We start from the raw sequence: 13,227 nt of genomic DNA, 5'->3' as shown, positions 1-13,227 counted from the left end.
CCGCACCGCATCGGCGAGGGGACCACGGACGATCGGGGACTGAGGATTCCCCCAGGTTCCGGCACTTGTTGCGCAGGTCACGGATTGATAGCGTGTGAGACAGGCATACGCAATCCGTCGATTTCGGCGGCGAACAGGTATGCGATTGCTTAATCGGCGCCAACAGGCGCCCGAAGTCGAAGGAGTCTGGAATGAGCAACGTAGGCAGTGCCGCAGGCGGCTATCGTGTCGAGAACCCGTCCACCGGTGAAGTCGTCGAGAAGTTCGACAACGCGACCGACGAGGAGATCCAGCAGGTCCTCAGCTCCGCGCACGAGGGATACCTGAGCTGGCGCGAGAAGACCATCGAAGAGCGCGCGGCCGTCGTCAACAAGGTCGCCGCCCTGTTCGGTGAGCGCAAGGCCGAACTCGCCGAGATCATCGCCGAGGAGATGGGCAAGCCCACCGCCGAAGGTGAGGAAGAGGCCGAGTTCTGCGAGGCCATCTTCAACTACTACGCCGACAACGGCCCGAAGTTCGCCGCCGACGAGCCCATCGAGTCGATGTCCGGAGGCAAGGCCTTCATCCAGCGCCGCCCCGTCGGTGCGCTGTTGGGCATCATGCCCTGGAACTTCCCCTACTACCAGGTCGCCCGCTTCGCCGCTCCGAACCTCGTGCTCGGCAACACGATCATCCTCAAGCACGCGGAGATCTGCCCCCGCTCCTCGGCGAAGATCGCCGAACTCATGAAGGAAGCCGGCATCCCCGAGGGCGTGTACACCAACATCTACGCCACGCACGAGCAGATCGAGACGATCATCGCCGACGACCGTGTCGAGGGCGTCTCCCTGACCGGTTCCGAACGCGCCGGATCCGCCGTGGCCGCGACCGCCGGCAAGTACCTCAAGAAGGCCGTGCTCGAGCTCGGCGGCTCCGATCCCTACATCATCCTCGACACCGATGACATGAACGAGGCCGTCGACACCGCATGGGGCACCCGCCTGTACAACACCGGCCAGGTCTGCAACGCGAACAAGCGGATGATCGTCATGGACGACATCTACGACGACTTCGTGTCCGGCCTGACCGAACGGGCGAAGTCGTGGGAGAAGGGCACCCCCGCCGAGGCTGGGGACGGCAAATACTCGCCGCTGTCCTCGCGTTCGGCCGCAGAGAACCTGCGCAAGCAGCTCGACCGTGCCGTCGAGCAGGGTGCGACCCTGGTCGGCGGCGAACTCGCGACCGACGGTTCGGCCTACGTCTCGCCGGCCGTGCTCACCGGGATCACCTCGGAGATGGACGCCTACCGTGAAGAGCTCTTCGGTCCCGTGGCCACCGTCTACAAGGTGGGCAGCGACGACGAGGCTCTCAAGCTGGCCAATGACACGCGCTTCGGCCTCGGCGGCGCCGTGTTCTCCAAGGACGAGGAGCGGGCCGCGAAGCTCGCCCAGCGCCTCGATGTCGGCATGTCGAACGTCAACACCCCGGCCGGTGAGGGTGCGGAGATCCCGTTCGGCGGAACGAAGCGCTCGGGCTTCGGCCGTGAGCTCGGCCCCTACGGCATGGACGAGTTCGTCAACAAGCGGATGTACTACGTGGCCGACTGAGGTTGCTGGAGGGTCAGCCTTCCAGCTCGGCTTTCGCCGAAACCATTGTGGAGCGTCGAGACAACGGTGTGCGCTCCGTAGTCTCGGCGCTCCGCCGTTGTCTCGGGGCCCATGTGTCGCCTCGGCGCTCAGCTCTCGAAGTCCCAGGTCGCCTCGGCGGGCAGGTCCGGCGACGGCCAGGCTCGGTCCGGGTGGAAGTCCGGGTAGTCCGAATCGAAGGGGAAGCGCCACGCCTCGATGTCCTCGACGGCGGAATCGGCTGCGGCGCGGATGCGAGCGACCTTCTCGTCGGAGAACATCCCGGCCTCACGAGCGAATTCGAGTTCGTCCTCGTCCTTGAGCTGGTAGTTGCCGGCAGCATCGACGACGATGTCGAGGACGTGGTCGGCGGTGAGGACGCCGCGATCGAAGCGGACAAAGGGATCCTCGAGGTTGACGTAGAAGGAGTCGCGGCGGCCCGAGGGCGTTTCGAAGAACCACACCGAATAGTCGAATCCCGGCTGGAAGACCGCGACGATGCCCGGACCCTGCCAGCGTTTGAGCCCCTGTGCACGGGGTGCACCGAACCTGGCGGGCCCGTCGGCGGTGCGGATGCCGGAGCCGTCGGCGAGGACATGATGGAGCATGCGGGTCCCTGACTCGAGCCACACCGCAAGGTGGCGCTCATCGTCAGCGATGACCGTGACCGGACGCTGATCGTACAGCCCGGGATGGGCCGGGTTCGTGTACGTCCACAGGATCTGGTCGCCGCGGCGCCACCTGGGATGCTGTGTGGTCGGTGCGGGAGAATGCGGTTCTCTGGTGTCGTCCATACCTGCAATCATGATTGTGACACCTGACTGTTCGCTCCGATCGTCTGCTTCGATCCGCCCGCAGGTGACGCCCGAAGGGCGATGTAGTGTGGAAGCGAAGTCACCGCTCAGGGAGGTCAGATTTGCCGATCACGTCGAGCATTCTCGAGGTCGCCAAGGCCCATCCCGACCAGCTCGCGATCGTCAGTGCTGATCAGCGGCTCACCTACGGCGAGCTCGTCGCGGACTCCCGCTCCCTGTTCGCCGCCGTCGACTCCCTCCACGGCGCGCAGTCCGCACCACCGCATCCCGCCCCCGAGACCGAGGGCATCCCGATCACGGCCGTCAGCCTCACCTCGGCGTTCGAGACCTCCCGCATCATCGCCGGGCTCGCCGGCTTCCGTGCGGTATCGGCCACGATCGATCCGCGCTGGCCGCTGAACCACCAGGTAGGGGTCATCACGACGACCGGAATCGGCGTCGTCATCAGCGATTCGACCGACCTCGCCGAGGCGCTCGCCTCCTCCGCATGGACGGGCACCGTCGTCACGCTCGCTCAGCTGCGCGAACTCGAAGCTGACGTGGCTGCCGGCGCGCTCACCACGGCGGCCATCGGCGAAACGACGACGACCCCACCGACCGTCCGCGACGATGCCGAACCGTTCCTCATGCTCTTCTCCTCGGGCACGACGAGCAATCCCAAGGCCTTCATCAAGACCCGCCGGCAGTACCGCGACAACGTCGCCGTCTCCTCGGCGCACCTCGAACCTTTCCCGGGCGTCGCGACGCTCGCGCCCGGGCCCGTGTCCTACAGCCTCACCCTCTACGCCGTCATCGAGTGCCTCGCCACCGGCGGCAGCGTCCACGTCGCCGACGAGTTCGACCCCTTCACGATGGGCGCACGCATCGCCGACGAAGCCATCACCCGCATCGTCGCCGTCCCCGCCGTGGTGCGTGCCATCGCCGAGGCGGCTCGCCGTTCCCCCGAGCGGTTCCGAGGTCTCGACCTCGTCGTCACCGGGGGAGCGAACCTGCCGGCGAGCATCCGGAGCAGCCTCGGCGAGGTGCTGCCCGAGACCCGGCTGATCAGCTACTACGGTGCGGCCGAGATCGGTTTCATCGGCGACAGCCGCGACGGCGACGGCACCTGGATCACCGTCTACGACACGATCGGAGCCGAGGTGCGCGGCGACGATGGTGTGCCGCTGCCCGACGGCGAGATCGGCACCCTGTGGATCCAGGCTGCCGCGTGCTCGTACGACTACGTCACCGGCACGACCGAGGACGTGCTGCGCGGTCCCGACGGATGGGCCAGCGTCGGCGACCAGGGCCGGATAGAGAACGGACTGCTCCAACTGGCCGGCCGCGCTGGGGACATCGCCATCACCGGAGGGCACAAGGTGTCACTGCCCGAGGTGGAGCGCGCGTTCGAGGCGTTCTCGCTGGTCGGGACCGCTGTCGATAGTGGGGTGGCAAGCGACGATGGGTCTACAGGCGACGGACGGCCCCGCCTCGGCGAAGTCTGCGCGATCGCGCTGCCCGATGACAGTCTCGGCAGCATCGTGGCCCTCGTCATCGAGGTCGGCTCCGGATCCGACGCCGCGGCGACCATGCAGGGCACGCCCGACAAGGCCGCACTGCCCGACAAGGCCGCACTGCTCGCCCATGCCCGCGCGCAGCTGGCCCCGCAGTTCGTGCCGCGTCGGTTCTACACACTCGACCGGCTGCCGCGAACCGTCGGTGGGAAGATTCGGCGCGCCGAAACCGTTGAGCTGATCATGAGCGGACAGGGAACGCGACTGTGAACACTCCCGACGAACAGCGGAGCCGGGCCGACGGGTATCGCGAGGTCGTCGTCACCGGCCTCGGCGCCATCACCCCGAGCGGGCTCGACGCCGATGCGTTGTGGGAGTCTGTGCGATCCGGGCGCAGCGCCATCGACGTTCTCGCAGGTGAGCAGTTCGATGACCTTGCCGTGCGGATCGGCGGGCAGATCAGAGACTTCGACGCCGAGGCGGTCCTGCCCCGAGCGCTCGCCCGTCGGCTCAGCCCCGTCCAGCACTGGGCCATCGCCGCCGCCGATCAGGCGCTCGCGCAAGCAGGAATCCCGGCCCCCGCCGACGACCTGCCGTGGGACCGCGATCGCACCGTCGTCATCGCCGCCACCGGTTCCGGCCCTGTCGATGCGATGCAGGCCGCGACCCGTGCGCTCGACGCCGACGGTCCCCGCGGAGTCCCGCTCACTCTCGCCATCCACGGGGCGCCGGACTCGGCGGCCGCGCTCATCAGTCAGCGCTTCGACCTCCGCGGTCCCGGACAGGGAGTCTCGGCGACCTGCGCGTCGGGAGCGATCGGCCTGGGTGAGGCGATGCGCCGCATCCGTCACGGTTACGCCGACGCCGTGCTCGTCGTCGGCATGGAGGACTGCCTCGGCCCGGTCAACCTCGCGTCGAACGCGAACATGCGAGCACTTGCCGCAGGCTTCGAAGGCGATCCGGCTGCGGCCAGCCGGCCCTTCGATGCAGGACGCAATGGGTTCGTGATGAGCCAGGGTGCCGCCGCGATCCTCCTCGAATCCGCGGACTCGGCGGCCTCACGTGGGACGATGCCGCTGGCCGAGCTCGCCGGTTTCGGTGCCGCCAGCGATGCTCATCACCCGACGAACCCACATCCGGGCGGACGGGGAGCCGCCTCGGCGGTGGTCCAGGCTCTGAACGACGCAGGGCTGGAACCCGGCGATATCGACCACATCAACGCCCATGCCACGGGCACGCCTGCCGGGGATCGCGCGGAACTCGCCGCGTTCGACTCAGCGCTGGGGGAGGCTGGGCGGCACATCCCGATCGCGGCGACGAAATCATCGACGGGGCACCTGCTCGGTGCCTCCGGGGTCGTCGAGGCGATCATCGCGATCATGACGATGAGGGATCAGGTGCTGCCCCCGACGCTCAACCTCGCCGATCCGGAATTCGACGGCTGGAATTTCGTCGCAGGTCAAGCACGGGATCTCAGTGCGAAATCGACCGACGCCGAGGCGGCCGTGGACACCGTACTGTCGACCTCGTTCGGCTTCGGCGGGCACAACGGGGCGATCATCCTGCGGCGGGCCGTACTTTCGCGAACTCAACCTCGCACTGAAGGAGAACCATGACCGACCGTGAGACCCGCCTCGGCGAGCTGGCCGAGACCTACCTGCCCGATGACCTGCTCGAACGCTTCCGGGAACGTGCCGACGTCTATGACCAGGAGAACCGGTTCTTCGACGAGGACCTCGCCGAGCTCAAGGAGCGCGGTTACCTCACGCTCTTCGTCCCCGAGTCATTCGGCGGACCGGGGCTGAACCTGTTCGAGGTCTCCCGGCTGCAGCAGCGGCTGGCCTCGGCGGCCCCGGCGACGGCGCTCGCGATCAACATGCACCTCATGTGCACGGGCGTGGTCAAGGCGATGAACGTCCGCGGCGACGACACGCTGAGCTGGGTATTCGACGAGGTCATGGCCGGTGAGATCTTCGCCTTCGGCATCTCCGAACCCTCGAACGACTGGGTTCTGCAGGGGTCGACCACTGAGGCGGTGCCCACTGCCGACGGCGGCTTCGAACTCACCGGGGTGAAGATCTTCACCTCCCTGTCGCCGGTGTGGACGCGGCTCATCGTCCACGGATCCGTGGTCGCCGACGATGACGGGATCGCCGGCCCGGACGCCGATCAGCCGGCCGAGGGTGAGCTCGTCTACGGGTTCATCGAGCGGTCGGCTCCCGGCATCACCGTCTCCGACGACTGGGATGTGCTCGGCATGCGGGCCTCGCAGTCGCGGGCGACGGTCCTTGAGAACGTGCCGATGAAGCCCGAACGAGTCTCGCGGGTCATTCCCGCCGGCAAGCATCCTGACCTTCTCACCTTCGCCATCACCTCGAATTTCCAGCTCCTCATCGCCGCGGTCTACGCCGGGGTCGCCGCCCGGGCCCTCGAACTCGGGGCGGCAGGACTGCACAAGCGGAAGTCTGCGAAGGCCGGAGTCACCTTCGCCGAAGTTCCGGAGGCTCGGACGCGCCTGGCCGACGCGCACCTCGACTTCATGCCCGTGACCGCGATGATCGACGCGTACGCGCGGGACTTCGATGACCTCGTCGACCACGGCGCCGGCTGGCCGCTGCGGTTGGTGGGGGCGCGCATCAGATCCGCCGAGGCGGCCCGCCGGTGCGCGGAGACCGCGCTCATGTGCACGAGCGGCAGCGGATTCGGCAACAAGCACGAACTCTCGCGTCTGTTCCGCGATGCCACGGCCGGTCTCTTCCACCCGCCGAGTGCGGATGCGGCCCGCCCGATGTACGCGGCAGCACTCCTCGACGGGTGAAGCGCGGCGCGCTCGTGCGCTTCGTTCGCGCCGAACCCGGTTCGGCTGTCACCGGCCGGCGTCGTTCAAGTGGCAGCGCACCTGTCGAGTCGTGCGCCGGTCGACACGTGCGCTGGCGCTTGAACGAGGCACGGGCCTGAATATGTCGTCCACATGCGGTCGCCTCTCCCGGGCCAACAGTGAGTGTGGCCAGAGTGGGTGGGGAATTCCCGGTTTTCGACGCAGCCGACTACATTGCCGACTCTGATGATGCGGCGGCTCTGCTGACGACTGCGCTCGAGGACTCAGCGGATGATCCCGGAGCACTGCCTGCCGCACTGGGGATTCTTGCGCGTTCCGGCAACATGAGTGAACTCGCTCGAAGAGTGGGGATGAGCCGTGACGGCCTCTACCGAGCCCTGTCCGCTGATGGAAACCCAAGGTGGTCGACAGTGCTCCGGGTTACGCAAGCACTCAATCTGCGGTTGGAAGTGCATCAGGAACCGCGGTCAGCTTGATCGGCTGTCGCTGTTCTCGCTCAGGTAGCGCGAAGCTCGAAAGAGCCGCCGCCGGCGACGACTTTTTCGAGTTTCGCGTTACCTGAGAGCTTCGCGCTTGCGGGTCTGATGTTCCGCCGCCGGCACCCAGCGAGGATCCGGCTTCGCGAGCGTCACGACGATGACGACCACGAGGTTTGCGGCGACCGCCCAGAGGCCGCCGTTGATGCCGAGCAGCGGATCATTGCCCGTGTAGTGGAGAGCGACCATGACGACCGAACCGACGATGAGGCCCGCCGCAGCTGCCTGCTTCGACATCCGCGGCCAGTAGAGTGCGAGCAGTGCCGCGGGTACGACCTGGGCCAGACCTTCATAGCTGAGGACCGACAGCTCGACGAGCGCATCGGGCATGAGCAGGCTCATCACCAGCGCGATCACGCCGACAGCCAGGCACACCCACTGGGACAGAGTCTTCTGGCGCAGCCCTCGAGCGGCCAGCTGCTCACTCGTCAGCGAGGCCGCATCCTTCGGACCGGCCAGACCGCCGCCCAGAACAGTCCGGCCCCACATCGATCCTATCGAGAGCATGTACACGCTCATCGGCACGATCGCAGACAGCGCACCGGCAACACCGATGAGCGCAACGATCGGTGCCGGCAGAGAGTCGATGACCACGGAGAACAGAGCCAGATCCGCATCCTTGAGGGCGGGTACGACGAAGAGCGCGGCCACGCCGACCATCATCGGCACGAGGAGCAGCAGCTGGTACCAGGGCAGGATGATCGAGTTCCGACGCAGCGCATTCGCCGAGGTGCCCGACAGGTATCCGGCGATCGACGTCGGGAACACCGTGATCGTGATCCCGTTGAGGATGATCGTCGAGATGAACCACGCACTGCCGTAGACCCCGTCGCCGGCACCGGGGAAGGTCAGCCACTGCGACTTCTCCACCACGAGGCGGTCGAGCAGCGGCGCTAGCCCGTCGAAGTAGTGCAGCGGCACGTAGACCGCGAGAAACGCGACGGCGAGGATGACGAGCCCGTCCTTGAACACCGACACCCATGCGGAACCGCGCAGGCCCGAGAAGAGGATGAACGCCTCGGCGACGATGAAGGAGATGATCGCGGCGATCTTGAGGTCGATCGCGCCGTAGCTCATCGCGTTGACCACGGCGCCCATGCCCTGGATCTGCAGCTGGATGTAGGGAACGATGAACACCGTCGCGAGCACGGCGACGAGAATCGCCAGCCCCCGTGAGCGGAAACGATGTTCGACGATGTCGGAGAGGCTGACGAGCTTGTGCCGTGCCGCATAGGTCCAGAACAGCGGGCCGACGAGGTAGGCGACGACGAGTCCGATGCTCAGGTAGCCGATGAGGTAGAGGATCGGCACGCCGTAGGAGTACGACCAGCCGGCGGTCCCGAGGAACGAGAAACTCGTATAGGTTTCGCCGGCCATGAGCAGGAGGATGAAGACGACGCCGAGTCCGCGGCCGGACACCGACCACTCGTCGAGGGACTTCTCCCGCCCCCGACCAGACCACACGCCGATGCCGATGGTCGCGAGCATGGCGAGGCCGAAGATGATCGAGGCGATGATCGCTGGAGTGCTCATCGGTCGGCCTCCTCGCTGCCGTTGCGGGGCCCGTCAGTCGCCGGTCGGTCGCCGGACACCGGGTCGATCGGATGGTCCTCACCGAATGCGACGTCGGAGGGGACGTGCTCGGGCAGGTCACCGCGGTAGAAGCGGTCCCCGCGAGCAGCCATCCACACGAAGGCCCAGGTGAGGATCGTGACGATGATCGTGTAGGTGACGATGAACGGCAGACCGAAGAGGCGCGGTTCGACCGAGTTCGCGACCAACGGAGTGAGCGCGTAGAGGATCACCGGAATGATGAGGAGCAAGAGCGACCATCGCCGAGGCGGCCCCGCCGTGCGTGCCGAACTGTGGTTCCGTGACATGCTCACCTTCGTTTCCTTGCGTTTGCGTCCGCTGGTGAGCGGACTCGGCAAGGCTAGTGGTGTGGATCACGAATGTGAGAGCAGTCCGAAGTGTGGAATCGTCACGATGGCATACGGTTCGTGCAACGTCGTTCAAGGCGGAGCGCGCTTGTCGATGGGTGGGCCGATCGACAGACGCGCTACCGCTTGAACGAGGTCGGCTTGGAGGCCGCGCTCAGAGCTCCGGCAGGAGTGAGATCGGGTTTTCGATGCAGTCGGCGACGAAGGTGAGGAACTCACTCGGCTCCTGACCGTCGCACGCCCGGTGGTCGAAGACGAAGGACAGGTACATCACCCTGCGCACCGTGAGCTCGCCGTCGACGACCCACGGGCGGTCCTTGATCCGACCGAGACCGAGCATGGCCACCTCGGGGAGGTTGATGATCGGAGCCGAGCCATCGACGCCGAACACGCCGTAGTTATTCAGTGTGAATGTTCCACCCGACAGCTCGGACGGATCGAACTTGCCCGTCGCAGCCTTGCCGACTGTCTCGGACACCGAGTCTCGCAGCTGCCGCAGACTCATCTCTCCGGCGCCGTGGACGACGGGGACCATGAGTCCGCGCGGGGTCTGCGCAGCCAGGCCGAGGTTGATGTCGCCGTGCGTGACGATCTCCCCGGCGGCCGTGTCGATTGAGGAGTTGATGATCGGGTACTTCTTCAGTCCGGCCACGACGAAACGAGCGACGAGCGAGAGCAGTGAGTATTTCTCGCCGGAGCGCGCCTCGAGCGCCTTCTTCGTCTTGACCAGCTCGGTCGCATCGACGTCGAGCCAGATCGTCGCCTCGGGGATCTCCTGACGCGAGCGGGTGAGCCGTTCGGATACGACCTTGCGCAGTCCGGTGATCGGGGTGCGGGTGTCGCGCTCGCCCTGTCGGGCGGAGGTAGGCACGTCCGCCGAGGTGGCTCCCCGTTCCGCTCCCGTGTGAGGGTCGGCGGTCGGTGACGTCCCCGCAGGGACACCTGCGTTCGCAGCACCGAGGTTGATGTTCGTGTCGGATTCGATGGCGGCAAGAACATCGGCCCTGGTGACAATCCCACCGGAGCCGGTTCCGTCGAGGTGTTTGGCGCTGATTCCGTGATCCTTGGCGAGCTTGCGCACGAGCGGTGAGGACACGGGGGAGACGCTGGTCTCTGCCGCGATTGCGTCGGACTCGATCGTGCCGGATTCGACATCGGTGGCTGCGGGTGCCGGTTCGTCGGTGACCGGGGGAGTGGCCGCCGCACTCACGGTCGATGAGTTGAACGTCTTCGAGCCGAATGAGCGCTTCTTCGATGTTCGGGTCTTCGGTTCCGATGTGCCGTAGCCGATGAGGTTCGCACCACTGGATTCGGACGTTTCGTCTGATGGACTCGATGCCGCCTCGGCGACGGAGAGCAGGGCCTGACCTGCGGCGACGGTGTCACCAGCTGACGCATGAAGCGCGGTGATCTGCCCGGCGTAGGGGCAGGGCAGCTCGACGACGGACTTCGCGGACTCGACCTCGACGACCATCTGATCGACCTGGACCTCATCGCCCACGGCGACCTTCCAGGAGATCAGCTCCGCCTCGGTGAGGCCCTCGCCGAGGTCGGGGAGGATGAATTCGCGTGTGCCTGTATTCAGATCAGCACTCATCACAGCTCCCAATCCCAGGACTCGAGCGCATCGAGCACGCGTTCGACGGTGGGCAGGTAGAACTCCTCGAGCTTCGGTGACGGATAGGGCACGTCGAACCCTGTGATCCGCAGAATCGGGGCCGACAGGTAGGTGAAGTTGCGTTCGGTGAGGCGGGCGGCCACCTCGGCGCCGTAGCCGCCGAACTGGGCGGCCTCGTGGATGATCGCCGCCCGTGAGGTCTTGCGCACAGACGCAGATACGGTCTCGTCATCGAACGGTGAGAGCGTGCGCAGGTCGATGACCTCGATGGACAGTCCGTGCTCGGCTCCGGCCTCGGCGGAATCGAGAGCCGTGCGCACGGTCGGACCGTAGGCGAGCAGGGTGGCGTCGGTGCCCTCTCGGATGACCTGAGCGCGATCCATCGGCGCCGTAGTCACCGGCAGGGACAGCGTCTCCTTCATCCAGTACCGCGACTTGGGCTCCATGAACACGACAGGATCGTCGGAGGCGATCGACTCGCGCAGCAGCGAATACGCATCGGCCGGATTCGACGGGGTGAGAACCGTCAGCCCCGGTGTCGAGGTCCAATAGGCCTCGGAGGAATCCGAGTGGTGCTCGACCCCGCCGATGTCGCCGGCATAGGGGATCCGGATCGTGATCGGCAGGCTGATGCGCCCCTTCGTTCGGTTCCGCATCTTCGCCACGTGTGAGACGATCTGCTCGAACGCGGGGTAGGCGTAGGCGTCGAACTGCATCTCGACGACCGGGCGCATCCCGTTCATCGCCATCCCGATCGCGGTGCCGATGATCCCCGACTCCGCCAGCGGCGAATCCCACACCCGGTTCGCCCCGAACTCGGCCCGCAGCCCTTCCGTCACGCGGAAGACCCCGCCGAGGCGGCCGACATCCTCCCCGAAGACGAGGACAGTATCGTCCTCGGCCAGACAGTCGCGCAGCGCCCGGTTGAGCGCCTTCGTCATCGTCACCGAGGTGGGCGCGGTGGCGGGAGCGGGAGCTGCTTCGACGCTCATGCCTGCCCTGCCGCTGCGAACCCTGCTCCGGCGAGTTCGGCCTCAAGGACCTGCTGCTGTTCGACGATTGCAGTCCGCGGGCGCGAGTAGACGTGGGCGAAGAGTTCGCGCGGGTCGATCTCGGCCTCGGTGTTCATAGCGTCGCGCACGGTCTCAGCCAGGGTCTCGGCCGCCTCGGCGATCTCCGTGACTCCGTCATCGTCGAGGGCACCGGTCGAGCGCAGATACTTCTCAAGACGGTTGATGGGATCGAACTGCGTCCAGTGCTCGACCTCCTCGGCATCGCGGTACTTCGTCGGATCGTCGGAGTTCGTGTGCGATTCCATCCGGTAGGTCAGGCATTCGATGAGGGTCGGGCCGTCGCCGCCCCGGCCGCGTTCGAGGGCGGCGGAGACGGCGGCGAACACGGCCGCGACATCATTGCCGTCGACGCGTAGGCCCGGCATTCCGTAGCCGGCAGCGCGGTCGGCGAGCATCGTCGCGTTCGTCTGCTCGCGCAGCGGCGTCGAGATCGCGTACTGGTTGTTCTGGAGGACGAAGACCGTCGGCGTCTGCCACACGGAGGCGAAGTTGAATGCCTCATGGGTGTCACCCTCACTGCTGGCACCATCGCCGAGGAAGGTCAGAGTCGCGGCATCCTCGCCCTTGAGCTTCGCGGACATCGCGAAGCCCGTGGCGTGCAGGGTCTGCGTGGCCAGGGGTGTTGCCGCAGGTGAGGTGTGGTACTCGTGCGGGTCGAATCCGCAGTGCCAGTCGCCGCGGAAGGCGGCGAGGATCTCGGCCACTGGCACTCCGCGGGTCAGCAGCGCTGCCGAGTCACGGTAGGTGGGGAAGAGCCAATCATTCGGTGCCAGTGCGGTCGTCGCCCCCACCTCGGCGGCCTCCTGACCTGCGGCGGACGGGTACGTCGCGAGCCTGCCCTGCCGGGTCAGGTGGGTGACCTGTGCTTCGAACCGACGGACGAGGACCATCTGCCGATAGAGACCGATGAGGGTGGCATCGCTGGGGATCCGCAGTCCCTCGGTCGGGGTGTCGGTGGGCTGCCCATCAGCGCCGATGAAGCTGATCGGCTGCAGCTGGGGCAGAGAGCGGCCTGTGGTGGGAACGTCAATGGTCATGGCCCCATTGTGGAGTGAGCGGAGTCACAATTCCATGGTGTCGCGGCAGGTGAGGACGGGCGGCCATTCGTCGCGCGAACTCGGGACGAAAGGGTCGGCTGTGGCCGGTCGCGTGGACGTTTGGCTGTGGGTTTCGGGCTGGACTTCGGTTGGGCTTCCGGCGGGATGCTGGCTGCGGTTGCGGCCGGATTTCGGCTGGGGCCGCGCCCCTCAGTTCTCACCGCAACGGCAGTCATGCGATGTGAGTGTGTCGACGGATAAGATGAGCCTTA

The 13,227-nt window shown here is 66.6% G+C and carries 11 protein-coding genes; 5 read left to right on the top strand and 6 right to left on the bottom strand.

What is annotated here, in order from left to right; translation table 11 throughout:
• The first annotated feature begins 191 nt into the window (after positions 1 to 191).
• The gene (locus tag HK401_RS08125; RefSeq protein ID WP_181274159.1) at positions 192 to 1,586 is read left to right on the top strand and encodes an NAD-dependent succinate-semialdehyde dehydrogenase; all 1,395 of its coding nucleotides are present in this window, start codon (positions 192 to 194) and stop codon (positions 1,584 to 1,586) included.
• Positions 1,587 to 1,714: 128 nt separating this feature from the next.
• Here HK401_RS08125 and HK401_RS08120 read toward each other — a convergent pair whose 3' ends face one another.
• Positions 1,715 to 2,398 carry a DUF402 domain-containing protein gene (locus HK401_RS08120; protein ID WP_181274158.1) on the bottom strand — a complete coding sequence of 228 codons (684 nt, stop codon included), beginning with the start codon at positions 2,396 to 2,398 and terminating at the stop codon, positions 1,715 to 1,717.
• Positions 2,399 to 2,520: 122 nt separating this feature from the next.
• On the opposite strand from HK401_RS08120, the gene HK401_RS08115 reads away from it, so the two are divergent.
• From HK401_RS08115 to HK401_RS08100, 4 genes are all read left to right on the top strand, one after another.
• Positions 2,521 to 4,182 (top strand): class I adenylate-forming enzyme family protein, encoded by a 1,662-nt coding sequence (locus HK401_RS08115; RefSeq protein ID WP_181274157.1) that lies wholly within the window; start codon positions 2,521 to 2,523, stop codon positions 4,180 to 4,182.
• Positions 4,179 to 5,528 (top strand): beta-ketoacyl-[acyl-carrier-protein] synthase family protein, encoded by a 1,350-nt coding sequence (locus tag HK401_RS08110; RefSeq protein WP_181274156.1) that lies wholly within the window; start codon positions 4,179 to 4,181, stop codon positions 5,526 to 5,528. The genes HK401_RS08115 and HK401_RS08110 overlap by 4 nt, the downstream gene beginning before the upstream one ends.
• Complete coding sequence (locus tag HK401_RS08105; RefSeq protein WP_181274155.1) at positions 5,525 to 6,730, top strand: acyl-CoA dehydrogenase family protein; 1,206 nt, start codon at positions 5,525 to 5,527, stop codon at positions 6,728 to 6,730. Before HK401_RS08110 ends, HK401_RS08105 begins: the two co-directional genes overlap by 4 nt.
• Before the next feature lie 179 nt (positions 6,731 to 6,909).
• Positions 6,910 to 7,227 carry an addiction module antidote protein gene (locus HK401_RS08100; protein ID WP_309135932.1) on the top strand — a complete coding sequence of 106 codons (318 nt, stop codon included), beginning with the start codon at positions 6,910 to 6,912 and terminating at the stop codon, positions 7,225 to 7,227.
• A 78-nt stretch (positions 7,228 to 7,305) separates the two neighbouring features.
• Here HK401_RS08100 and HK401_RS08095 read toward each other — a convergent pair whose 3' ends face one another.
• The 5 genes from HK401_RS08095 to pdhA form a co-directional block, all read right to left on the bottom strand.
• Positions 7,306 to 8,820: a sodium:solute symporter family protein gene (locus tag HK401_RS08095; RefSeq protein WP_181274153.1), complete on the bottom strand. Its 1,515-nt coding sequence runs from the start codon at positions 8,818 to 8,820 to the stop codon at positions 7,306 to 7,308.
• Entirely contained in the window at positions 8,817 to 9,167 is a 351-nt protein-coding gene (locus HK401_RS08090; protein ID WP_219921802.1) for a hypothetical protein, read from the bottom strand. Before HK401_RS08090 ends, HK401_RS08095 begins: the two co-directional genes overlap by 4 nt.
• Before the next feature lie 214 nt (positions 9,168 to 9,381).
• Positions 9,382 to 10,824 (bottom strand): dihydrolipoamide acetyltransferase family protein, encoded by a 1,443-nt coding sequence (locus tag HK401_RS08085; RefSeq protein WP_181274152.1) that lies wholly within the window; start codon positions 10,822 to 10,824, stop codon positions 9,382 to 9,384.
• Positions 10,824 to 11,837, bottom strand: coding sequence for an alpha-ketoacid dehydrogenase subunit beta (locus HK401_RS08080; RefSeq protein ID WP_181274151.1), 1,014 nt, complete (start codon positions 11,835 to 11,837; stop codon positions 10,824 to 10,826). The genes HK401_RS08085 and HK401_RS08080 overlap by 1 nt, the downstream gene beginning before the upstream one ends.
• Positions 11,834 to 12,955, bottom strand: a complete 1,122-nt coding sequence (gene pdhA, locus HK401_RS08075) for a pyruvate dehydrogenase (acetyl-transferring) E1 component subunit alpha (protein WP_181274150.1) — start codon at positions 12,953 to 12,955, stop codon at positions 11,834 to 11,836. The genes HK401_RS08080 and pdhA overlap by 4 nt, the downstream gene beginning before the upstream one ends.
• Positions 12,956 to 13,227 lie beyond the last annotated feature (272 nt).

This window comes from Brevibacterium oceani, from assembly GCF_013623835.1.
GTDB classification, from domain to species: domain Bacteria; phylum Actinomycetota; class Actinomycetes; order Actinomycetales; family Brevibacteriaceae; genus Brevibacterium; species Brevibacterium oceani.
Note: the sequence above shows the minus strand (reverse complement) of the source record. Positions and strands in the feature narration are given on the sequence as shown.